Raw genomic sequence first — 20,081 nt, 5'->3', positions numbered from 1 at the left:
CGCTGCGCAAAATCGAGAGCACCGCTCTTGACAGCCGACGCGTGCCGGTGTTCACTGTTCACAACAGAGAGCACCGCTCTCGCAAGCCGAGGAGGATCCCATGACCAGCACCCGCTACCTCGAACCGAGCAAGACGATGGCGGCCTTCAACGGCTTCGTCCGCTGGCTCACCAAGCGCGGCCTCAGCGTGTGGGGCAGCCGGGTGCTGGGCGTGCGCGGCCGCAAGTCCGGCGAACTGCGCGAGGTCCCGGTGAACCTGCTGCCGTTCGAGGGCAAGCAGTACCTGGTGGCCGCGCGCGGCGAAACCCAGTGGGTGCGGAATCTCCGCGCCGCGGGCGAGGGCCAGCTGACCGTCGGACGCCGCACCGAGACCTTCACCTACCGCGAGCTGGCCGACGAGGAGAAGCCCGTCATCCTGCGCTCGTACCTCAAGCGCTGGGCGTTCGAGGTCGGCGCGTTCTTCGACGGCGTGGACGCGAAGGCGCCGGAGGAGAAGCTGCTGGAGATCGCGCCGGGCTACCCGGTGTTCGAGATCTTCACCCGGTGAGTCAGTGCGTGCGTTTCCGGAACGCTGTGGCCGCGACGAGGACCACGCCGACCAGGAACGCGACCAGCCCGATCAGGAACCAGAGTTTCTGTCCGGTCATGAAGCTGCCGGTCAGCACGCCGACGCCCTGCAGCACCCACACCGCGCCGACGAGCACCAGCACCACACCGCACGCCAGCGTGATCCACCGCTTCACGACAGCCTCCTCGCTCGCTGTGAAGGACTCCTTGAGGGAACCAGATTCCCTCAAGGAGCCCTTCACGGACTACCCGCGGCGGCGAGGCTGCCCGTTGCCGAACTGCTGGGCTTCGCCGAGCGAGGTCGCGGTGGCCGTGGTGCCTTGGACCTTCGCGACCACCGTGACGTTGTCGCCGGACTTGGGCGAACCGGTTTTGCTGGTCGAAGAATCCAGCGTGTAGCTCTGCTTGTAGCCGTCCTTGCTCGTCAGAGTCACCGAGGTGGCGCTGAGCTCGGTGATCGTCCCGGTTTGCAGGCGTTCGGTCACGTACCCGCCGGCGGGATCGGCCACCACGAAGTCGCCGTGCAGCGCGTCCCGCAGCGCGGCCATCCCGCCCATTCCTCCGCGACCGGCGAAACCGCCTTGTCCGCCGGGTCCTCCTGGGCCGCCGAAGCCGCCGGGACCCTGACCCTGCTGTGCGGTCGCGTTGTTGCCGCTGGTGCCCGCCCAGATCGCCAGCCCGCCGCCCACCGCGATCACTACCGCGACGCCCGCCGCGATCGCGGTCTTCCGGCCCGACCACGCTTTCCCCGGGCCGCTGCCGCCGGATGCGGGAGCAGGCTGCTCTCCCCAGGTCGCGCCCTGTGCTGGATCGGTCGTCATGGTCTCCTCCGGAACGTTCGAGCTGGTTCTTCCCGAGCGTCGGGGCGCGCGCTGTGCGGAAGCTGTGCCGGACGTGGGGGACACCTGTGCACCCAGGCGGGGGAACGCGGGGGCGCACTGCACAGGAAACGCACAGCCGGGGCACAGCTCGACCTGAAGGCGGGCCCCGAAGATGGCACCATGAGCAGTGTGAACGCCGCATCTGCCGGCCGGGGCAAGGCCGAACTGCGCCGCGCGGACGGCAGCCCGGTCCGCGTGCTGGTCGTCGACGACGAATCGACGCTGGCCGAACTCGTGTCGATGGCCCTGCGGATGGAGGGCTGGGAGGTGCGCAGCGCGGGCACCGGATCCGAGGCGGTGCGCGTCGGCCGCGATTTCCGGCCGGACGCCGTGGTGCTCGACGTGATGCTGCCCGATTTCGACGGGCTCGAGGTGCTGCGCCGGATGCGCGCCGAAACGCCTTATCTGCCCGTTCTTTTCCTGACCGCGAAAGACGCGGTGGAGGATCGGATCGCCGGGCTCACCGCGGGCGGCGACGATTACGTGACCAAGCCGTTCAGCCTCGAAGAGGTGGCGTTGCGGCTGCGCGCGCTGCTGCGCCGGGCGGGCGGGGTTTCCGGGTCGACCGGGTCGCAGCTCGTGGTCGGCGATCTGACGCTGGACGAGGACAGCCGCGAGGTGCACCGCGGCGGGGATCTGGTGCCGCTCACCGCGACCGAGTTCGAACTGCTGCGCTACCTGATGCGCAATCCGCGCCGGGTGCTGTCGAAGGCGCAGATCCTCGACCGCGTGTGGAGCTACGATTTCGGCGGCCAGGCCAATATCGTCGAGCTGTACATTTCCTATCTCCGCAAGAAAATCGACGCCGATCGGGAACCGATGATCCACACCATGCGCGGCGCGGGGTATGTCCTCAAACCTGCCGCGGGCTGAGCGCCGCCGTCCGTGGTCGTTGCGCCGCCGGCTGATCATGCAGCTGGCGGCGCTGCTCGCGCTGGTCTGCGTAGTGGTCGGCGTGGTCACCGAGCTCGCGTTGAACAGTTTTCTGGTCGGGCAGCTCGACGTACAGCTGGCGGCGGCGAGCGATCGCGGGTTCCGGCACGGCGTGCCGCGGCCGCCCATCAACGGCACCGGCAAGGTGCCGCCGGACCCGCTGCGCGTGCTCGGCCAGCCCGAGGGGACGCTCAGCCTGACGGTGCACGACGGAAACGTGAACGGGCAGGTGATCGGCCCGCTCGGTCTCGTTCAGCTGACGACGGAGCAGGAACGGGTTTTGCTCGTGCTCGCGCCGAACGGCCAGCGCCGCACGGTCGAGCTTCCCGGGAATCTCGGGAAATACCGCGTGATCTCGACGTATTCGCCGCGCGGCGAGTTCACCGTGATCGGGTTGCCGATGACCCGGGTCACGGAAACGTTGTGGCGGTTGGGGTTCATCTTCGGCGGCGTCGCGCTCGGCGGCATTCTCGTCGCCGGGTTCGCCGGTGCGGTCACGATCCGGCGCACGATGGCTCCGCTGGACCGGCTCGCTGCCACCGCTTCCCGGGTTTCCGAACTGCCGCTGGACCGCGGCGAGGTCGCGCTGTCCGAGCGAGTGCCCGAAGTGGACACTGACCCGCGAACCGAGGTCGGCAAGGTCGGTTCGGCGATCAACCGGATGCTGGGCCACATCGCCGAGGCGCTCGCCGCCCGGCAGGCCAGCGAAAGCCGGGTGCGGCAGTTCGTCGCGGACGCGAGCCACGAATTGCGCACGCCGCTCGCCGCGATTCGCGGGTACGCGGAACTGACCCGGCGCAGCGGCGAACAGGTGCCGCCGGACATCGCGTTCGCGATGAGCCGGGTGGAATCCGAATCGGCGCGGATGACGACGCTCGTGGAAGACCTGCTGCTGCTCGCCCGGCTCGACTCCGGACGCCCGGTGGTGCACCAGCCGGTCGATTTGTCCCGGCTGGTCGCGGACGCGGTCGCCGATTCGCACGTCGCCGGACCGGAACACAAGTGGCTGCTGGAACTTCCCGGCGAACCCATCGCGGTGCTGGGCGATTCCGGGCAACTGCACCAGGTGGTGCTGAACCTCCTCGGCAATGCCCGCACGCACACGCCCGCGGGCACCACGGTGACGACCGCACTGTCCACACGAGACGGATGGGTCACTTTGTCCGTTGTGGACGATGGGCCGGGAATTCCGCCGGAAATCCTGCCCGAGGTATTCGAGCGGTTCGCCCGTGGCGACAATTCTCGTTCGCGTGCTGCCGGGAGTACCGGGCTCGGCCTGGCGATTGTCGCCGCGGTGGTAGCGGCGCATTCCGGGCGGGTGATGGTCGCCAGCGGGCCGGGACGGACCGAATTCGTCGCCTCGTTCCCGCAATTGCGTGACGGTGGCAACACTCCTTCGTGAGTGATTCACAGCCCTCGCACAGCCCGGGCCGTGAGAATTGCGGGCATGACGATTGTCGACGCGCCCGCCGCGGTGGGCACGCCACGCTGGGTTCGCCCCGCGGTCACGGTGTTGCTGCTCGGCACTGCCGCGCTGTACCTCGCCAATGTCGCGATTTCCGGTTGGGGCAACGACTTCTACGCGATGGCCGTGCAGGCGGGCACGTGGGACTGGAAAGCGTGGTTCTTCGGCTCGCTCGATCCGGGCAACGTGGTCACCGTCGACAAACCGCCGCTTTCCCTGTGGATGATGGGATTGTCCGGGCGGATCTTCGGATTCTCCAGTTGGAGCATGCTGGCGCCGGACGCGCTGGCGGGCGTGGGCTCGGTCGGGCTGCTGTATCTGGCGGTGCGGCGGCTTTCCGGTCCGGTGGCCGGGATCCTGGCGGGGTCGTTGCTCGCGCTCACTCCGGTGGCCGCGTTGATGTTCCGGTTCAACAATCCAGACGCGTTCCTGGTGCTGCTGCTTGTGGCCGGTGGGTATTTCCTGGTGCGGGCGCTGGAAAACGCGAGCACGAAGTGGCTGCTGCTGGCGGGCGTCGCGATCGGCTTCGGGTTCCTCGACAAGATGCTGCAGGCCTTCCTGGTGTTGCCTGCGTTCGTGCTCGCGTACGCGGTCGCTGCGCCGGCTTCGCTGGGACGGCGGGTGTGGCAACTGCTCGCCGCGGCCGGCGCGGTGGTGGTTTCCGCGGGCTGGTGGGTGCTCGCGGTGGCGTTGTGGCCGGTGGCGGATCGGCCGTACATCAGCGGGTCGACGAACAACAGCGTGCTGGAATTGGCCTTCGGGTACAACGGACTCGGCCGGATTTTCGGACAGTCGCACGGCGGGGACGCGAAACCGAAATTGCCGGAGTTTCCCGGCGCTGAGCATGGCTTTGGCGGCCAGACGGGCTTGACTCGGTTGTTCACTCAGCAATTCGGCGGCGAGGCCTCCTGGCTGTTGCCCGCGGCGTTGATCGGGCTCGTGGCCGGATTGTGGTTCACCCGCCGAGCGCCGCGCACTGACCGCGCGCGGGCGGCGTTGCTGCTGTGGGGCGCCTGGACGGTGATCAGCACGCTCGTGTTCAGCTACATGAGCGGGATCATCCACCCGTACTACACGGTCGCGCTCGCGCCGGGAATCGCCGCCACCGTAGCGATTTCCGCGATGGAACTGTGGCGCGGCCGCGCTTACCTGGCCCCGCGAGCGGTGCTCGCGGTGATGCTGGCGGCGACCGTCGCGTGGAGTTTCGTGCTGCTGCACCGGACTCCGAACTGGCAGCCGTGGGTGCGGTACACCGTGCTGGTGCTCGGCGTCCTAGGCGTGGTCGCGCTGCTGATCGGGACTGCGCGCCGAGCTGTCGCGGCGCTGGCGATCGTGGCTGCGTTGCTGGGGATGGCGTCTTTCACGGTGGCTACCGCGTCGACGGCGCACACCGGCGGAAGTCCGGCGTCCGGGCCGCAAAGCCAGCACAAGGGCCGCACCAGTTTCGGTGGGCCACAACAGTCCAATGTGGAGCTTAACCGGCTGCTGGAGAACACGACGACGAAGTGGGCCGCCGCCGAAACCGGTGCGATGCAGGCCGCTGGCCTGGCTCTGGGCAGCGGCAAACCGGTGCTCGCGGTCGGCGGCTTCAGCGGCAGTGACCCCGCGCCGACGCTCGCGCAATTCCAGCAGTACGTGACGAGCGGCGACATCCACTACTTCGTCGTCGCCTCGCGGGGCGGCCGCGGCGGCCCTGGCGGCAGCCGCGGCACCTCAGGGAAGATCACGAGCTGGGTCGAGCAGCACTTCCGCGCCACCACGGTCGGCGGCGCGAAGGTGTACGACCTCACTCAAAGCTGACCGAGATATTGGCTCCGCACAAGACAAAACACGGCAGCTCGGCCGGGACGCGCCCGGCGAGCCAGGCGGCCAGCGGTGCCGCGGCGGCGGGTTCGACCACGAGCCGGAAATCGCGCCACAGCCGGTCGCGCGCAGCGAGGATCTCGGCGTCGGACACCAGCACGGACGTGACGGACGGCGAGTTGAGGAGGCCGAACGCCAGCTCGCCGACGCGAGTCGCGCCGAGCGCGGAAGCGGCGACCGAGTCGATCGTGACGTCCACCGGCTCGCCCGCGGCGAGGGCGGCGTGCAGCGCCTGGCAGTGCTCCGGCTCCACCGCGAACACCTGACGGCCGCCGGACGCCAGCGTCGCGCCGGACGCCAGCCCGCCGCCGCCCACCGCGACGGCGATGGCGTCGACGTCCGGAGCGTCGGCCACGATCTCCGCGGTCGCGGTTCCTTGACCAGCGATCACGTCGGCGTCGTCGTACGCGTGCAGGTAGCGGGTGCCGGGTTCCTCGGCGACCGCCAGCGCGGCTGCCGCGGCTTCTGCGTAGGCCGTGCCATGCCGGATGAGCTTCGCGCCCGCCGCTTCGATGCCGGCGGCCTTCGCGTCGGGCACGGACTCCGGCACGTAGACGACGGCGGGAATGCCCAGCGCGTGCGCGGCGGTGGCGACGCCGAGGCCGTGATTGCCGCCCGACGCCGTGACCACTCGCTTCGGCTTAGGACCGCTGAGCAGGGCGTTTACCGCGCCGCGGAGCTTGAACGAACCGGATCGCTGGAGGTGCTCCAGCTTCAGGACGAGCGGTCGGCCGTCGATTTCGGTGCGTAACAGCGGCGTCCACCGGACGTGTGGTCCGAGGCGGAGGTGGGCAGCGGCGACGTCGGCGGCGACAGGCAGGGAGGGCATATCGGCCATTGTCCTCTCGGGCGTACCGGCGTGCGTGCCGCTCGCCGGGAAAACCCCAGCGTGTCAGGGCGCGACACGGTACAAGAGGGCATTGTCTAGATCTTGCGGATCTCGCTAAGCTCTGCGCAGACGTGGGGTGTCCGACCATGTGCGTACCGCGACAAGTACTACTGAGAGTAGTAGCGTCCTGCGGGTGTCCCCGTTCGGTGCACTCCACGCCTCGGTCTCGTCGGGACTCCTCGGGAACGGAAGGTGACGTGGATGCGCGACGGCTCGGCCCGGTCGCACGAATCCGCTGCGCGGCTGCTCGACCGCCTCGGGATCCGCACTGTGCAAGCGCGAGTGACCGTGGTGGTCGTAGCTCCGCTGGTCCTGGTCTTGGCGGCGGCGGTTCCGCTCGTCTTTGCCCAGGTCACCGCCGCGTCGACGGCCGCGACCACTTCGGACGCCGCGGCCCGGGCGCAGCGGGCGGGCGGCCTGGTTGGACAGTTGCAGCGGGAAAGCCTGCTCACCGCGGCTTTTGTCGCTGATCCGTCGGCCACTAATACGGAGCTTGTCCGGCAGCGGCAGGCGGTGGACAGCGCGGCGCACGGCGTCGCGGACAGCCTGGTCAGCTCGGGTGGAGCACTGTCGAAACTGCGGCAGAACTCGCTCAAACGTCAGATTTCCGTAGCCGATGTGGCGTCCGGCTACGATTCCCTGTCCACTGGGGTGATCGACGCGCTGGGACTGGCCACTTCGGACGGTACCGGCGCTCGGCAGCTCAACGCCCTTGACGCACTGCTGCGCGCGGACGAGCAACGGGCGGCAAGGGCGACCGCGCTGATCGCGTCCACTGGAGCTGATCGCGCAGGTCAGCGTGCTGCCGTCTACGGAGAACAGTTCGTCCGGCTGGCCGGGAACCAGGACGCGGCACAGTTCGCCGCGGTCGAGACTGGGGCGACGGCTCAACAGCTGGACCGGCTGGCCGCCGCGCCGCGGCAAGACCGGCAGTTTGTGTCCGATGTGGTCACTGCCGGTACACAACTCGCCGATCAGCGCGGCGCGGTGGAAGCCCGGCTCTCCGGTGCGATCGCCGACGCCGCTGCCGCGAAGGCGTCCAGCGCGACCCGGACAGCGTTCATCATCGGCGGCGCCGCGATTGTCCTTTTCGGACTGGTTGCCGCATTGTCCGTGCTGGCCGCGCGATCCGTCGTCCGGCCGCTGCGTCGGCTCAGCACGCAAGCGCGCTCGACTGCCGACCTCGCTGCCGCTGAATTGGTTCAGGTCGCCGAGCCGGAATCGGGTCCGCCGCAACCGTTGCTGCCCGCTCTCGACGCCGGAACCGGCGGCGAATTGGCCGAGCTGGCCGCCGCGTTCAACCGGCTCCGCGGCTCCGCGGCGGAAGCGGTCACCGAGCAGGCGAACGCACGCCGCGCCGGTGTCCAGCTGCTCGTCGGAGCCGCCAAGCGCACGCAGAACCTGGTCGCGGGCCAGCGCACGGTGGTCGAGGAATTGACGCGCGGCGCGGATGATCCGGTGTTGCTCGCTGGGCTGCATCGGGTGGAACACGCCGCGCTCCGGCTGCGCCGCACTGCCGACGATCTGCTTGTGGTGACCGGAAATCGCGACGAAACCCGGGTCGGCGGTCCGATCGAACTGGCCACCGCGTTGCGCTCGGCCGCCGCGGAAATCGACGACGAATCCCGGATCCGGCTCGACGACCCGGCCGAGGCGCTGCTCGCGCCGTCGCTGGGGATCGACCTGGTGCTGCTGTTCGCCGAACTGCTGGAAAACGCGGCCGCGTTCTCGCCGCCGGAATCCGCGGTCGAGATCTCGACGGAGTTCCAGCCGTCCGGCGATCTGCTGGTGCGCATCGCCGATCACGGCGTCGGGCTGTCCGCGGAACGGTTGGCGCAGGAGAACCGGCGGCTCGCCGAACCGGTCGACGCGGCGTCCGGACAGCAACTCGGCCTGGCCGTGGTCGGACGGCTTGCCCAGCGGCATTCGCTGCGCGTCGAGCTGGAGTCCACTCCGGACGGCGGCGTGACGGCAAAGGTCTCGGTGCCGCAGGCGCTGTTCACCCGCGACGTCGATTTCCGTCGCGGGCCAGGGCTTTTCGAACCGGGACAGGTGCCGGATCCGCGTCCGGTGCTGCTGCCCGCGCCCGCGATCGCCGCACTGTCCGCGCCGACTCCGGCCGGGTTCCGGTGGTTCATCGACCCGCCGGAGCCCGAAACCGAAGAGCCGGAGCAGGCCGAGACGCCGGAATGGCCGGACGCGGAACCGGAATTCGCCTCGCGCGCCGGAACGCTGGAACTGCCCGATGAGCCGGGGGAAACCGAAGAGTCCGAAAAGGACACTTCGGAAGCGCAGGACGTCACGGACCCGTCCCCGACTCACCAGTTCACCGTGGTGCAGCCGGAATCCCGCGACGGCGTCTACCGCCGCGTCCCCGGCGCCCAGTTGGCCCCCGGGCTCAAACTGCCGCAGATCGTCCGCACCCCGTTGCCGCGCCGCGAATTGCGCGATCCGGCCGCCGAGCGGGCCACCTTCGACTCGTTTTCCGACGGCGTCGCCAAAGCACAGCAAGTCACCGCTCAGCAGGCCGATCAAGGAGGATCATGACCGTTCCCGCCGCCGCGCAGAACTTCAACTGGCTGGTCAACCGCTTCGCGCTGCACACCGCCGGCGCGATCGCCGCGCTCGCGGTGTCCGCCGACGGGCTGCTGATCGCCGCGTCGCAGGACCTCGACCGCGCGGACGCCGACCGGCTCGCGGCGACCTGCTCGGCGATGCTCGCGCTGGCCCAGAGCGTGTCCGAAAGCCATCCGCTCGGCGATCCGGACAAGGTCGTGGTCGAACTGGAACGCGGCTACCTGGTGGTCTGCACCATCAGCATCGGCTGCTCGCTCGGCGTGCTGGCAAACAAACAGGCCAGCCTCGGCACGATCGCCTACGAGATGGCGATGTTCGCCAACCGCGCGTCCGAAGTCCTTACCCCCGCGCTGGTCGAGGAGTTGAAGAACACCGCGTTCGCCTGACCCGTGAAGATTCTCGTGCTTGGCCCGGCCGGAGCCGGGAAAACGACGGCGGTGCACGCCGTTTCGGAGATCGCGCCGGTGCGCACCGACGCCGGCGACACCACCGCCGCGCTCGACTTCGGCAGATTCGGCGAGGGCGAGCGGCGGCGGTACCTGTTCGGCGCGCCGGGGCAGGCCCGGTTCTGGTTCCGCTGGCCGGACCTCGTGCGGGGCGCGGACGCCGTGCTCGTGGTGGTCGACCCGCGCCGGATCGCCGACGCCTACCCGGTGCTCGACGCGGTCGAAGGGCTGCGGCTGCCGTTCGTGGTCGGGGTGAACTGCTTCGACGGCCTGCTCACCCGGCCGCTGCACGACGTGCGCTGGGCGCTGACCGTGCGCGACGGCATCCCGGTGCATCCGTTCGACGCCCGCGACCCGGCGTCGGTGCGGGAAGTCCTCGACCTCGTCGGAGCCGGGGTGGCGCGGGGGTCGCGGGCGCCGCAACCGAGTCCGCTATAGTCGTCTGCGGGGACCCCCCGTGGCGTCCACCCTGTGAACTTCCCCAGGGCCGGAAGGCAGCAAGGATAAGCGGGCTCTGGCGGGTACGGGGGGAACCCGCTTTTTTTTGCCCTAAAACAGGCCGAGGACGTCGTCTGGCGGCACCGGCGAGGGCAGCTCTTCCGCGTCGGACACCGGGGCGGCCTTCCCCCGAAGCTGACGCAGCTCGTCCCCGTGCACCACCCGCGCCGGATACGGCGAGGACGCCGCGCGCCGGGTCAGCTCCGCCGTCGGCAGTTCGAGCCGTGAGGCGGCCAGCACGAGATTGCCGAATCGCCGGCCGCGCAGCACGCTGGGCTCGGCGAGCAGGACGACGTGCGGAAACACCTCCGCCAGCGTCGCGAGGAATCGGCGCGCAAACCGCAACCCTGGCCCGTCGGAGATATTCGCCAGCATCGTGGCGCCCGGCCGCAGCACGCGGGCGACGTCCGTCACGAATTCGACGGTCGCCAAGCCGCCGGCCAGCGTCGCGCGTTCGAAGGCGTCGATCACGATCAAGTCCGCCGTCGCGTCGTGCCTGCTGCGCACGCCCGCGCGGCCGTCCTCGATCCGGACCCGCAGCTTCGGGACGCCGCGCAGCTCAAGGTGTTCGCGGACCAGGTCGATCAGCGGCTCGTCGGCGTCGAATACCAGCTGACGCGAACCCGGCCGGGTCGCGGCGACGTAGCGCGGGAGAGAACAGCCCGCGCCGCCGACGTGCAGCGCGTCGAGCGGGCCGGGAGGAAGGAAGTCGACCAGATCGCCGAGCCGGCGCACGTAGTCGAACTCCAGATTCGTCGGGTCGTCCAGATCGACGTAAGACTGCGCCACCCCGTCCACCGAAAGCATCCACGCGTTGGGCCGATCGGCGTCGCGCAGCAGCTCGGCGGTCCCGAACCGCACCGGGTAACTGCCCGGTCGCGGGCCGCTCGGCGCACGGCCGCGACCGGAACGGGAGGGGCTCACCGTGCTCACTGTAGTCTCGGGCACGTGGCTCTCGCGCTGTACCGGAAGTACCGTCCGGCGACCTTCGCCGAGGTCGTCGGCCAGGAGCATGTGACCGAACCGCTGCGCACGGCGCTGGCCGCCGGGCGCATCAACCACGCGTACCTGTTCTCCGGGCCGCGCGGCTGCGGCAAGACGTCGAGCGCGCGGATCATGGCCCGCTCGCTCAACTGCGCCCAAGGCCCGACCCCGGATCCGTGCGGCGAGTGCAACTCGTGCCGCGCGCTCGCGCCGGAAGGCCCCGGCAGCGTCGACGTCACCGAACTCGACGCGGCCAGCCACGGCGGCGTGGACGACGCCCGCGAACTGCGGGACAAGGCGTTCTACGCGCCCGCCGAATCGCGCTACCGCGTGTTCATCATCGACGAGGCGCACATGGTCACCACGCAGGGCTTCAACGCCCTGCTGAAGATCGTGGAAGAACCGCCAGAGCACCTCATCTTCATCTTCGCCACCACCGAGCCGGACAAGGTGCTCACCACCATCCGCTCGCGCACGCACCACTATCCGTTCCGGCTGATCCCGCCGAACTCGATGCGGGAACTGCTGGAGCGCAACGTCGCCGCCGAGGGCGCGACGGTCGAGCCCGCGGTGTACCCGCTGGTGATCCGCGCCGGCGGCGGTTCGGCTCGCGACACCCAGTCGGTGCTGGACCAGCTGCTCGCCGGCGCCGGCCCGGAAGGCGTCACGTATCCGCGGGCGATGGCGCTGCTGGGCGTCACGGACACCGCGCTGATCGACGCGGTGGTCGACGGCCTCGCGAACGACAATCCCGCCGAAGTGTTCGGCACCGTCGAGAAACTCGCCGACGCCGGACACGATCCGCGCCGATTCGCCACCGACCTGCTCGACCGGCTGCGCGACCTGCTGCTGATGCGCGCGGTCCCGGAAGCGGGCGAACGCGGCCTGGTCTCCGCGCCGGACGACGAGCTGAAGCGGATGACCGAGCAGGCCGAGAAGCTCGGCCCGGCCACGCTGTCCCGCTACGCCGACATTGTCCACAATGGACTTCTCGAGATGCGCGGCGCGACTTCGCCGCGGCTCGTGCTCGAACTGCTCTGCGCGCGGATGCTGCTGCCGTCGGTCACCGAGGCGGAGAAAGCCTTGCTGGCACGGATCGAACGGCTGGAGCGGCGTCCGGCTGGTGCGCCCGCTCCGGCTGGCCCGGCTGGTCCCGCTGTCGCCCCTGGTCCTGCGCCTGCGCCTAATGCCGGTCCCGCTCCGGCCGCTGCCGCTGCTCCGGCGGAAGCTCCGGCTCGGTTCCAGCGGCCTTCGCAGCGTCCGGCTCAGGAAGCTCCCGCCGCACCGGCACCGGCCGCGACCCCGGCACCGGCTCGTCCGGCTGCGGAGGAACCCGCGCGTCCTGCGCGTCCGGAGGTCAGCCGTCCGGCCGCTCCCGTCGAAACACCTGCTCCGGCTGCCGCCGCGCCTGCACCCGCTCCCGCGCCGGAGGCTCCGGCTGCTCCGGCCGCGGAGGAAGCCCCGGCGGCGGGCGGCGTCGACGCGGCCAAGGTACGCGAGAAATGGCCGCAACTGCTGGCGTCGCTGCGGAAGTTCACCGGCGGTCGCGCGCTCGAAGCCATGCTCACGCAGGCCGCGGTCGCCGAGGTCGACGGGTCGGCGGTCACGCTGACGCACAAGTCCGAACCGCTCGCCCGGCGGCTGAGCGATCAGGGCAACGCGGGCAAGATCGCGGCCGGGCTGAGCGAGGTGCTCGGCGGCGAATGGCAGGTCCGCTGCGTGCACGGCGCGGCCCCGGCCGCCGCTCCGGCGCGGCAGGCTCCCCGGCCGCAACCGGCGGCACCGGCTCCGGAACGGTCGTTCACGCGTCCGTCCGCGGCGGCCCAGCCCCCGGCGGCCGCCGCCGCGCCTCCGGCCCCGCCGAAGCCTGCGGCGGAAGCGCCGAGCCGTCCCCGCGTCACCACGAGCGAGCCGGACATCCCGCTCCCGCCCGAGCCCTCGGACGAGGACGACGACATCTACTCCGAGGACTCCAGCCCGGTCCCGCCCCCTCCGCCGCCGCCCGCGGAGGAGGACCCGGAGCAGATCGCGCGCAAGCTCCTGTCAGACCACCTCGGCGCGCGTCCGCTGGACTGACCGCCTCGTGAGTTGCGGTGCCGGTTAGAACCGGCACCAACACTCACGAGGCCGTGCTGCGAGGGGCACTCTCTCGAACTTGGCTTCCAAAGCCGGGCACGTGGCGCGGCAGCGCCATGCGCGGCGGAGTCGCGTGGCCTTGGCCGCCGCAGCTCTTGCCACGGACGGATTTGCCGTCCGTGAGGGGAACCCTGAGGGAATCAGAGTCCCTCAGGGTTCCCCTCACGGACCTCGCCCGGGGCGGTTACCGCACGAGCCGCACGTTTAGCGGGTGCGGCGTCGGTGGTGCCTGCACGGTTACGGTCCGGGTGGCGGCGTCCCAGGTCCAGGCTCCGCTGCGACGACCGTCCACGTACACCGCGGACGGCGCGGTCGCGTTGGTGAATCGGACGGTCCACGCCCGCTGCGTGCTGCCGATCGCGAGCGTCGCCGAGTGCGCGTTTTCGGTGTAGCGCAAGGAAGTCGCGATGCCCTGCTCCTGGAGAGTGAACGCACCGTTGTGGCCGCCAGCCACCGTGGCGGTCGCGGCGGTAAGCGGTTCGTCGCCGGGAACGTCGCCGCTGCGGGTGACCATGATTCCGCCCGAGCGCACGAATACCGGCATCGTGTCCAAACCGGTAGTGATCTGCGCGGTGGTGCCGCCTCGGTAGGTTTTGCCGGTGAAGTAGTCCGTCCAATCGTTGCCCGGCGGGAACCAGACGCTCGTGGTCGCCGTGCTGCCCGGGCTGGTCGCGGGAGCCACGAGGACGTCCGGGCCATACAGGTATTCGCCGCCAGCTTGGGCGTATGCCTCCTGCTGGTCCGGATATTGCAGGTACAGCGGGCGCACGATCGGCATCCCGGTCGCGGTGGCTTGCTGGGCGAGCGTGTACGTGTACGGCACGAGATTTTCGCGCAGGTTAAGGAACTTCGTCGCCGACGCGTCCGCGGCCGTCCCGTACTGCCAGGGCAACCGGTCGCTGTGGTTGGAGTGCAGGCGGTCGATCGGCTGGAACGTGCCTAGCTGCACCCAGCGGGCGTACAGATCGTCGGGCAGTTTCGTGCTGCCCGGCTCCGTGCCCGGCTGCTGCAAACCGCCGGTGTGGCCGCCGATGTCGTGGCTGATCGAAGCCAGGCCGGTCGCTGCGGATTCGCCGGGCGTGTAGCCGACCTCGAAGGCGAGCGTGGCCCAGTCGGAAATCGTGTCACCGGTGAAGTGCAGCGTGGTGCGTTTGTCGGCCCACGGTCCGGTCGGCACGGCTGTCGGCGAGCTGTATCCACCGGCTTGCAGCGAGCCGTATGCGCGGGAGAACGCGAAGCCGCCGCGCTGTGCGTACTGCTGGTTGATCCACGCGTCCGGGGTGACCCCGGCGAGGCTGGATTTCGAGGCGTCACAACACCAATCGAGCCACCAGACGTCGTTGCCCTGCTGCTCCATCGGCCGGTGCAGGTCGAAGTAGGCCCGCAGCTGGTCGGGGTCGCCGAAGTCGAAGACGTAGCAGTCCTTTCCGCAGCTGGGCTGGAGTTTGCCCTTCGCGGTCGCCTGCGCGGCCGGGAACTGCGGGTCGTCGCCGCGGATGCTGGGGTGGATGTTCAGCGACGTGTGCAGGCCCTGGTCGTGTGCCCACTGGAAGAACGCCTTCGGGTCGGGGAAGCGGGCCGGGTCGATTTCCCAGCCGTTCCACCGGTCCGGCGATTTGAAGTCGGTGTCGACGACGAGCATGTCGAGCGGCACGTGCTGTTCGCGGAACTTGGGCACGATCGTCTGCTGGAAGTCAGCGGCCGTGCGGTCGTAGTACTCGGAGTACCAGACGCCGTAGGCCCAGCGGGGAAGCAGCAGTGACGGTCCGGTCAGCTGGGCCAGTTCCTGCAGGGCGCGGCCGTAGTCCTGGCCGTAGGCGAAGACGTATCCGTCCTGGTAGCTCTCGCTGCTGGGGCGTTGGGTGACGACCTTGGTGTTCGGGTCGTACAGGGCCGAGGCGGTGTCGTCGAGGAGGGACCAGCCGTCTTGGTAAAGGATTCCGGGTGCGGAGACTGCGCTGCCGTCCACCCCGTCCAGGCCGCGTCGGTAACCGCCGAGCGGCGCGTGCGGGGCCAGCAGTGCCGAATGCGAGGCGGTGATGGCGACCGTGTCGAGGTTGACGTGGCAGTTCGCGTCCGGGCAGGACAGCGTGACGGTGTTGGTGCCAGCCTTGAGCTTGACCGGGATTGTGGTGGTGCGCCACGAATTCCAGCTGCTGGTCGACGGCAGGGTGAGGTTGTTCGAGGTGCCGTTGGTTTGGAGCGTCAACGAGGTTGGCTGGGTTTGGCCGGAAACGGCGGTCGCGTCGGCGTAGCGGAGTTGCAGATCGTAGGGACCGTCGGTGGGGACGCCGGTGATCGTCAGCGCGTCGGACGCACCGGCTCGTTCCATGCCTGCCAGGAAGGCTTTGCCGGAGTGTCCGTCGTGGTCGCTGGCCGGATGCGCGCCGCCGGACAGGGTGCCTTGCTCGGCCTCGCACAGGGTGCCGAAGGTGCACGGCGTCGGTGCGGGCGGCACGGGCTGCGGGTAGGCGGTGCCGGTGTTGACCACGGCGAGGCTGTCGACGTTGACGTTCCCTGAGTCGGCGGTGCCGCGCTTGACGGTCACCTGGTGCTGTCCTGCAGGCAGGGTGAGCGGCACGGTCGCGAGGGCCCAGGTGTCCCAGTCAGCGGTGGCCGGAAGGGTGATGGTGCGTGCGTTGGCGCCATCCACGAGGACGGTGAGGGTGCGCGTGGTGTGCTGGCCGTCGCCGCCGGTTCCGTTGGCGTAGCGCAGATCCAGTTGCTGATCACCGGGCGTCGTGACGCGGAAGGCCAGGCTGTCGCCGGGATTGATGAAGCCCGCCGCGAAACCGTCGCCCGTGTAGCCGCGATGGTCGTTGGCCACGCCCGGGCCGTTGAGCTGCAGTTGTTCGGCCTCGCACAGGGTGCCGAACGCGCAGGCCGGAGTCAGCTTGCCCGCCCACGGCCGCGCGGTGACGTCTTGACCGCCGGTGCGCAGCTGGACGGTCAGGTTGTCGTCGGAAAACGCGCCGGAGTCGAGCTTGTAGCGCAGCTGGACAGCGCTGGTCCGGATGGTCAGCCAGCCGTCGCGTTTGGTTGCGGTGTAAGGGGTTTTGGGGAAACTGCCGCGACCGATCGCGTTGAACGTGCCGGCGTCGACGAACTTGGCGTCGCCCGCGTATTCGGTCCGGATCAGCGTCGGGGACAGGACTTCGAACCGCGCTTGCCCGGCGGTCACCGCCGGTGGAGCGGCCTCGGCGACTCCCGTCGACACGAGCGTGCCCGCCATGGCTGTCACGGCCAGCAGCCGCACCAGTCGTCCTCGGAGTGATGTTGCCACCGGCGCCTCCTCGAGAAGTCCCCAGCGACGGTAAGTCGGGACCGATCAAGAAAGAAGGCGGTGTCCGGTGTTCTGTCCGCTCAGTAGCCCTTTCGGCTCTCTGCGTCAGGCGCTGGCCAGGTACGCCTCGAGCGCCTTCGCGATGGCCTGCGCGTAGTGCGCCCGGCCCGCCGCCGACGACATCTGCCCGGCCTCGTCGGCGTTGCGCATGTTGCCGCATTCGACGAGCACGGACGGCCGGGTCGACAGGTTGAGACCGGCCAGATCGTTTCGTGGCGAAAGGCCTGCCGAACCGATGTAAGTGGAGGTGGCGAAGCCGTCGTCGCGGATTCCGTCGCGCATGGTGCGTGCGAGCTTCAGCGACGGTTCGCCCTGCGCCGCGTTCAACGGCGGCGCTGAGTACGCGACGTGGAAGCCGTGCGCGGTCGGCGAAGTGGAGCCGTCGGCGTGGATCGAGACCACCGCGTCGGCGTTCGCGTTGTTGCCGATCTGCGCGCGCTCGTCGACGCACGGGCCGACACCGGAGTCGTTCTGCCGCGTGTAGACGACCTTGATTCCCTTGGCCGCCAACGCATTCCCGACCTCCTGCGCGACCGCGAAGGTGAACGCGTGCTCGGGATACCCGGCGTTGGTCGACGTGCCGGTGGTGTTGCACGGTTTCGTCTGCCCGCGCCCGGCAGGCACCTTCCGGTTGATCTCGGCCGGGTTCGAGGCGTTGCCGCCGTTGTGGCCGGGATCGAGGACCACGACCTTGCCCGAGCCGACCGGCGGCGCCGCGGACGTCGAAGGCGGGCTCGAAGACACCGGCGGCGGGCTCGACGACGGGCTCGGGCTGGGGGCCGCCGAGCTGGTGGCGTTCGACGTCGGCGCGGCGGCAGGTGAAGCAGGCGTCTCGCCGCCGCCGGAACACGCCGTGAGCAGCATCAGGCCGGTCAGCAGCGGGAGTGTCTTCGCTCGCACGCGACCACGGTGCCACAGCACACGCGTGCCGCCAGGACGGACGCGCCGGGCGCGCGGCTAGGCTGGGGAGGAACACCCAAACGCGGAAGGACCGAGTGCGATCATGGTGCAACCCGGCGGCGGCGGCTTCGACCTGTCGCAGATCATGCAGCAGGCCCAGCAGATGCAGCAGAAGCTGGTGGAGGCCCAGGAGGAACTCGCCAACACCGAGGTCACCGGCACCGCGGGCGGCGGTCTGGTCACCGCGACGGTGTCCGGCGACAGCCAGTTGAAGAGCCTCGTCATCGACCCGAAGGTGGTCGACCCGGAAGACGTCGAAACCCTGGCCGACCTGGTGGTCGCCGCGGTGCGCGACGCGTCGGCGAGCGCGCAGAAGCTCACCGAGCAGAAGCTGGGCCCGCTGGCCGGAGGCCTCGGCGGCGGCATGCCGGACCTCGGCAGCCTCGGCTTCGGCGGCTGACACTTGTACGAAGGTGTCGTCCAAGACCTGATCGACGAACTGGGCCGCTTGCCCGGCGTCGGTCCGAAGAGTGCCCAGCGCATCGCGTTCCACCTGCTGGCCGCCGACCCCGCGGACATCGCGCGGCTGCAGGACGTGCTGGGCAAGGTCAAGGAAGGCGTGCAGTTCTGCGAGATCTGCGGCAACGTCTCGGAACAGGAAACGTGCCGGATCTGCCGCGACGAACGCCGCGACCTCACGGTGATCTGCGTGGTCGAGGAGCCGAAGGACGTTTTGGCGGTCGAGCGGACCCGCGAGTTCAAGGGCCGCTACCACGTTCTCGGCGGCGCGTTGGATCCGTTGTCGGGGATCGGGCCGGAGCAGCTGCGGATGCGGCAGTTGCTGCAGCGCATCGGCGAGGCGGATGTTCGGGAGATCATCATCGCGACGGATCCGAATACTGAGGGGGAGGCTACGGCCACTTACCTCGTGCGGATGCTGCGTGATTTCCCCGGGCTGTCGGTGACGCGGCTGGCGTCGGGGTTGCCGATGGGTGGGGATCTTGAGTTCGCGGACGAGCTGACTTTGGGACGCGCGTTGTCTGGGCGGCGAGCGTTGTAAGAGCTTTTCGGCAGGGAGGGACACGGCCGTAGTGCCGTGTCCTTTTTTGTGTGCTGGGATACTCGGGCGATGAAGCCGGTGGGGAAGGTCAGGTCGTTCTTCTTTATGGGACGAGAGGGACCACCGAGGTCCTCGGACCGAGGGGTTTGGTGACTGGCCTCGAACGACTGTGGGCCGGAATGGCCTGGTTGGTCGTGAGCTTTCGTGCCGAGGGGCTGGCGGCGCGTGCTCTAGTTTTGATGTTAGGTCGCCAACTGTGTTTTTGGCGTCGGCTTCGCCGCCGCGGGCGGGATCGCCTTTAAGTCGGCGTCTGACGGAGCTGCGCGCCCGGCCCGGGGGGCCGTGCACGCAGCTCCGTCAGACGCCGACGCGATCCCGCGTTGTGGTTGGGTTGGTTAGGGGTGGCTGGTTGTGGCTGGGTTAGCAGTAGCCCAGTTGTGCGAGTGAGTTCACTACGATGTCGGACGGGTGGTATTTGTCCATCCAGGATTCGCCGCGTCGATTCTGGTACGTGTCCAGGAATTCCTGCAGTTTGTCGCCGCGCATTTCGGTCAGGATTACGTTTTCGCCGATCCCTACGTGGCGTTCGGTGCGGGCTCGGTGGACGGCGCACGGCAGGCCCAGGTAGCCGCATTCCTCCTGCAAGCCACCGGAGTCCGTGACGACGTACTCGGCTCGTGCGACCAGTGGCAGGAACTTCAGGTACCGCATCTTCGGCTGGGCGATGAACTTGTCGTCGAACAGATTGTCCAAGCCCAGTGCGCGGATCTTTTCCCGTTCTGGCGCGCCTGCCATGTACAGGATCGGCATCTTGCGGCTCTGCGCGCGCAGGATTTCCAAGACCTCGCGGTACTTGTCCGCGCGGGAAACCAACTCGAATCGGTGCAGCGTCGCCAAGCCGAATTTCTCCGGCAAGCCCGGTACATCCAGCGGCTGGTCCACGACCTGGCGCATCGAGTCGATCGCCGTGTTCGCTTCGGTGTTCACCACGACGCCGCGGGCGTTGCGCAGGTTCTGCACTTCTCGCTCGCTCGGCGAGAAGTGGATGTCGACTAGCTTCCCGGCGATTTTGCGGTTCATTTCCTCCGGCAGCGGCGACAGGATGCTGCCCGACCGCGTGCCTGCCTCGATGTGGCCGACGCGTGCCTTCAGGATCTTCTTGCCGATCAACGCGCCGTACGGCGTCGTGAACGTGTCGCCGTGCACCAGCACCAGCGGCGGGCGGCCGTCCGACGACAACCGCGCGCGCAGTTCGGCGCGGCGGCTCCACGCGGTGCGCATGACCTGCGCCGCCCAGCCGGGTACTTGCGCCGGGGACTCGAGATTGTGGGCCTGCGAACGCGGCACGAACCACAGCGCGGGTTCCGGCAGCTTCAAATCCAAGAGCACGTCCGCGACCTCGTCCACGTGCTGTGCGGTGAACCAGATCTCCGGTTTCGCTCCGCGCTCGGCGACGCGATGGAACACCGGCGCGATTTTGATCAGTTCCGCGGTGGTGCCGACAACGAACGAAATCACCGTGGATTACCCAATCTCCGG

General features: G+C 69.5%; 17 protein-coding genes and 1 other RNA gene. 11 read left to right on the top strand and 7 right to left on the bottom strand.

Annotation, left to right across the window (positions count from 1 at the left end; translation table 11 throughout):
- Window positions 1–100: 100 nt before the first annotated feature.
- Complete coding sequence (locus ABD156_RS03130) at window positions 101–547, top strand: nitroreductase family deazaflavin-dependent oxidoreductase (RefSeq protein WP_344266001.1); 447 nt, start codon at window positions 101–103, stop codon at window positions 545–547.
- Window position 548: 1 nt separating this feature from the next.
- On the opposite strand, the gene ABD156_RS03125 is transcribed toward ABD156_RS03130, so the two are convergent.
- Both ABD156_RS03125 and ABD156_RS03120 read right to left on the bottom strand, forming a co-directional pair.
- Complete coding sequence (locus tag ABD156_RS03125) at window positions 549–743, bottom strand: hypothetical protein (protein ID WP_344265998.1); 195 nt, start codon at window positions 741–743, stop codon at window positions 549–551.
- A 69-nt stretch (window positions 744–812) separates the two neighbouring features.
- Window positions 813–1,388: a hypothetical protein gene (locus ABD156_RS03120; protein ID WP_344265996.1), complete on the bottom strand. Its 576-nt coding sequence runs from the start codon at window positions 1,386–1,388 to the stop codon at window positions 813–815.
- A gap of 180 nt (window positions 1,389–1,568) precedes the next feature.
- Between ABD156_RS03120 and ABD156_RS03115 the strand changes: the two genes are divergently transcribed.
- From ABD156_RS03115 to ABD156_RS03105, 3 genes are read left to right on the top strand one after another with little or no spacing between them, the layout of a single operon-like run.
- Entirely contained in the window at window positions 1,569–2,321 is a 753-nt protein-coding gene (locus ABD156_RS03115) for a response regulator transcription factor (protein ID WP_344265993.1), read from the top strand.
- Window positions 2,296–3,783: a sensor histidine kinase gene (locus ABD156_RS03110; RefSeq protein WP_344265991.1), complete on the top strand. Its 1,488-nt coding sequence runs from the start codon at window positions 2,296–2,298 to the stop codon at window positions 3,781–3,783. The genes ABD156_RS03115 and ABD156_RS03110 overlap by 26 nt, the downstream gene beginning before the upstream one ends.
- A gap of 45 nt (window positions 3,784–3,828) precedes the next feature.
- On the top strand, window positions 3,829–5,646 hold the full coding sequence (locus ABD156_RS03105; RefSeq protein ID WP_344265989.1) for an ArnT family glycosyltransferase: 1,818 nt from the start codon (window positions 3,829–3,831) through the stop codon (window positions 5,644–5,646).
- Here ABD156_RS03105 and ABD156_RS03100 read toward each other — a convergent pair.
- Window positions 5,633–6,538: a serine/threonine dehydratase gene (locus tag ABD156_RS03100; protein ID WP_344265986.1), complete on the bottom strand. Its 906-nt coding sequence runs from the start codon at window positions 6,536–6,538 to the stop codon at window positions 5,633–5,635. The two genes, ABD156_RS03105 and ABD156_RS03100, sit on opposite strands and share 14 nt — an antisense overlap.
- A 261-nt stretch (window positions 6,539–6,799) precedes the next feature.
- Here ABD156_RS03100 and ABD156_RS03095 point away from each other — a divergent pair, with 261 nt between their 5' ends.
- The 4 genes from ABD156_RS03095 (at window position 6,800) to ffs (ending at window position 10,164) form a co-directional block, all read left to right on the top strand.
- On the top strand, window positions 6,800–9,145 hold the full coding sequence (locus tag ABD156_RS03095; protein WP_344265983.1) for a sensor histidine kinase: 2,346 nt from the start codon (window positions 6,800–6,802) through the stop codon (window positions 9,143–9,145).
- Complete coding sequence (locus tag ABD156_RS03090; RefSeq protein ID WP_009084595.1) at window positions 9,142–9,561, top strand: roadblock/LC7 domain-containing protein; 420 nt, start codon at window positions 9,142–9,144, stop codon at window positions 9,559–9,561. The genes ABD156_RS03095 and ABD156_RS03090 overlap by 4 nt, the downstream gene beginning before the upstream one ends.
- 3 nt (window positions 9,562–9,564) lie before the next feature.
- On the top strand, window positions 9,565–10,059 hold the full coding sequence (locus tag ABD156_RS03085; RefSeq protein ID WP_344265976.1) for a GTP-binding protein: 495 nt from the start codon (window positions 9,565–9,567) through the stop codon (window positions 10,057–10,059).
- 5 nt (window positions 10,060–10,064) lie between these two features.
- An RNA gene (ffs, locus tag ABD156_RS03080) (signal recognition particle sRNA small type) lies at window positions 10,065–10,164 on the top strand.
- A gap of 6 nt (window positions 10,165–10,170) precedes the next feature.
- Here the strand turns inward: ffs and ABD156_RS03075 are convergent.
- A complete protein-coding gene (locus ABD156_RS03075) occupies window positions 10,171–11,043 on the bottom strand; it encodes a spermidine synthase (RefSeq protein ID WP_452039180.1) in 873 nt (290 codons plus the stop codon).
- Between the two features lie 24 nt (window positions 11,044–11,067).
- On the opposite strand from ABD156_RS03075, the gene ABD156_RS03070 reads away from it, so the two are divergent.
- The gene (locus tag ABD156_RS03070) at window positions 11,068–13,179 is read left to right on the top strand and encodes a DNA polymerase III subunit gamma and tau (RefSeq protein ID WP_344265973.1); all 2,112 of its coding nucleotides are present in this window, start codon (window positions 11,068–11,070) and stop codon (window positions 13,177–13,179) included.
- 244 nt (window positions 13,180–13,423) lie between these two features.
- Here ABD156_RS03070 and ABD156_RS03065 read toward each other — a convergent pair whose 3' ends face one another.
- Window positions 13,424–16,522 carry a TIM-barrel domain-containing protein gene (locus tag ABD156_RS03065; protein WP_344265970.1) on the bottom strand — a complete coding sequence of 1,033 codons (3,099 nt, stop codon included), beginning with the start codon at window positions 16,520–16,522 and terminating at the stop codon, window positions 13,424–13,426.
- A gap of 105 nt (window positions 16,523–16,627) precedes the next feature.
- Entirely contained in the window at window positions 16,628–17,446 is an 819-nt protein-coding gene (locus ABD156_RS03060) for an N-acetylmuramoyl-L-alanine amidase (RefSeq protein ID WP_344266707.1), read from the bottom strand.
- A gap of 139 nt (window positions 17,447–17,585) precedes the next feature.
- Between ABD156_RS03060 and ABD156_RS03055 the strand changes: the two genes are divergently transcribed.
- Together ABD156_RS03055 and recR are read left to right on the top strand one after the other, a co-directional pair.
- Window positions 17,586–17,942 (top strand): YbaB/EbfC family nucleoid-associated protein, encoded by a 357-nt coding sequence (locus ABD156_RS03055; RefSeq protein WP_344265967.1) that lies wholly within the window; start codon window positions 17,586–17,588, stop codon window positions 17,940–17,942.
- A gap of 3 nt (window positions 17,943–17,945) precedes the next feature.
- Entirely contained in the window at window positions 17,946–18,542 is a 597-nt protein-coding gene (recR, locus tag ABD156_RS03050; protein ID WP_043834546.1) for a recombination mediator RecR, read from the top strand.
- Between the two features lie 420 nt (window positions 18,543–18,962).
- Here recR and ABD156_RS03045 read toward each other — a convergent pair whose 3' ends face one another.
- Window positions 18,963–20,060 carry a UDP-N-acetylglucosamine 2-epimerase gene (locus ABD156_RS03045; protein ID WP_344265959.1) on the bottom strand — a complete coding sequence of 366 codons (1,098 nt, stop codon included), beginning with the start codon at window positions 20,058–20,060 and terminating at the stop codon, window positions 18,963–18,965.
- Window positions 20,061–20,081 lie beyond the last annotated feature (21 nt).

This window comes from Amycolatopsis albidoflavus, assembly GCF_039525725.1.
GTDB classification, from domain to species: Bacteria; Actinomycetota; Actinomycetes; order Mycobacteriales; family Pseudonocardiaceae; genus Amycolatopsis; species Amycolatopsis albidoflava.
This window is presented reverse-complemented; position numbering and strand designations above follow the sequence as displayed.

What these genes read in the sequence shown, in the direction of transcription:
- ABD156_RS03055 (WP_344265967.1), top strand. Translation starts at nt 17,586, where the DNA reads ATGGTGCAACCCGGCGGCGGCGGCTTCGACCTGTCGCAGATCATGCAG.
- ABD156_RS03115 (WP_344265993.1), top strand. Translation starts at nt 1,569, where the DNA reads ATGAGCAGTGTGAACGCCGCATCTGCCGGCCGGGGCAAGGCCGAACTG.
- ABD156_RS03130 (WP_344266001.1), top strand. Translation starts at nt 101, where the DNA reads ATGACCAGCACCCGCTACCTCGAACCGAGCAAGACGATGGCGGCCTTC.
- ABD156_RS03095 (WP_344265983.1), top strand. Translation starts at nt 6,800, where the DNA reads ATGCGCGACGGCTCGGCCCGGTCGCACGAATCCGCTGCGCGGCTGCTC.
- ABD156_RS03110 (WP_344265991.1), top strand. Translation starts at nt 2,296, where the DNA reads ATGTCCTCAAACCTGCCGCGGGCTGAGCGCCGCCGTCCGTGGTCGTTG.
- ABD156_RS03100 (WP_344265986.1), bottom strand. Translation starts at nt 6,538, where the DNA reads ATGCCCTCCCTGCCTGTCGCCGCCGACGTCGCCGCTGCCCACCTCCGC.
- ABD156_RS03105 (WP_344265989.1), top strand. Translation starts at nt 3,829, where the DNA reads ATGACGATTGTCGACGCGCCCGCCGCGGTGGGCACGCCACGCTGGGTT.
- ABD156_RS03090 (WP_009084595.1), top strand. Translation starts at nt 9,142, where the DNA reads ATGACCGTTCCCGCCGCCGCGCAGAACTTCAACTGGCTGGTCAACCGC.
- ABD156_RS03060 (WP_344266707.1), bottom strand. Translation starts at nt 17,446, where the DNA reads ATGCTGCTCACGGCGTGTTCCGGCGGCGGCGAGACGCCTGCTTCACCT.
- ABD156_RS03120 (WP_344265996.1), bottom strand. Translation starts at nt 1,388, where the DNA reads ATGACGACCGATCCAGCACAGGGCGCGACCTGGGGAGAGCAGCCTGCT.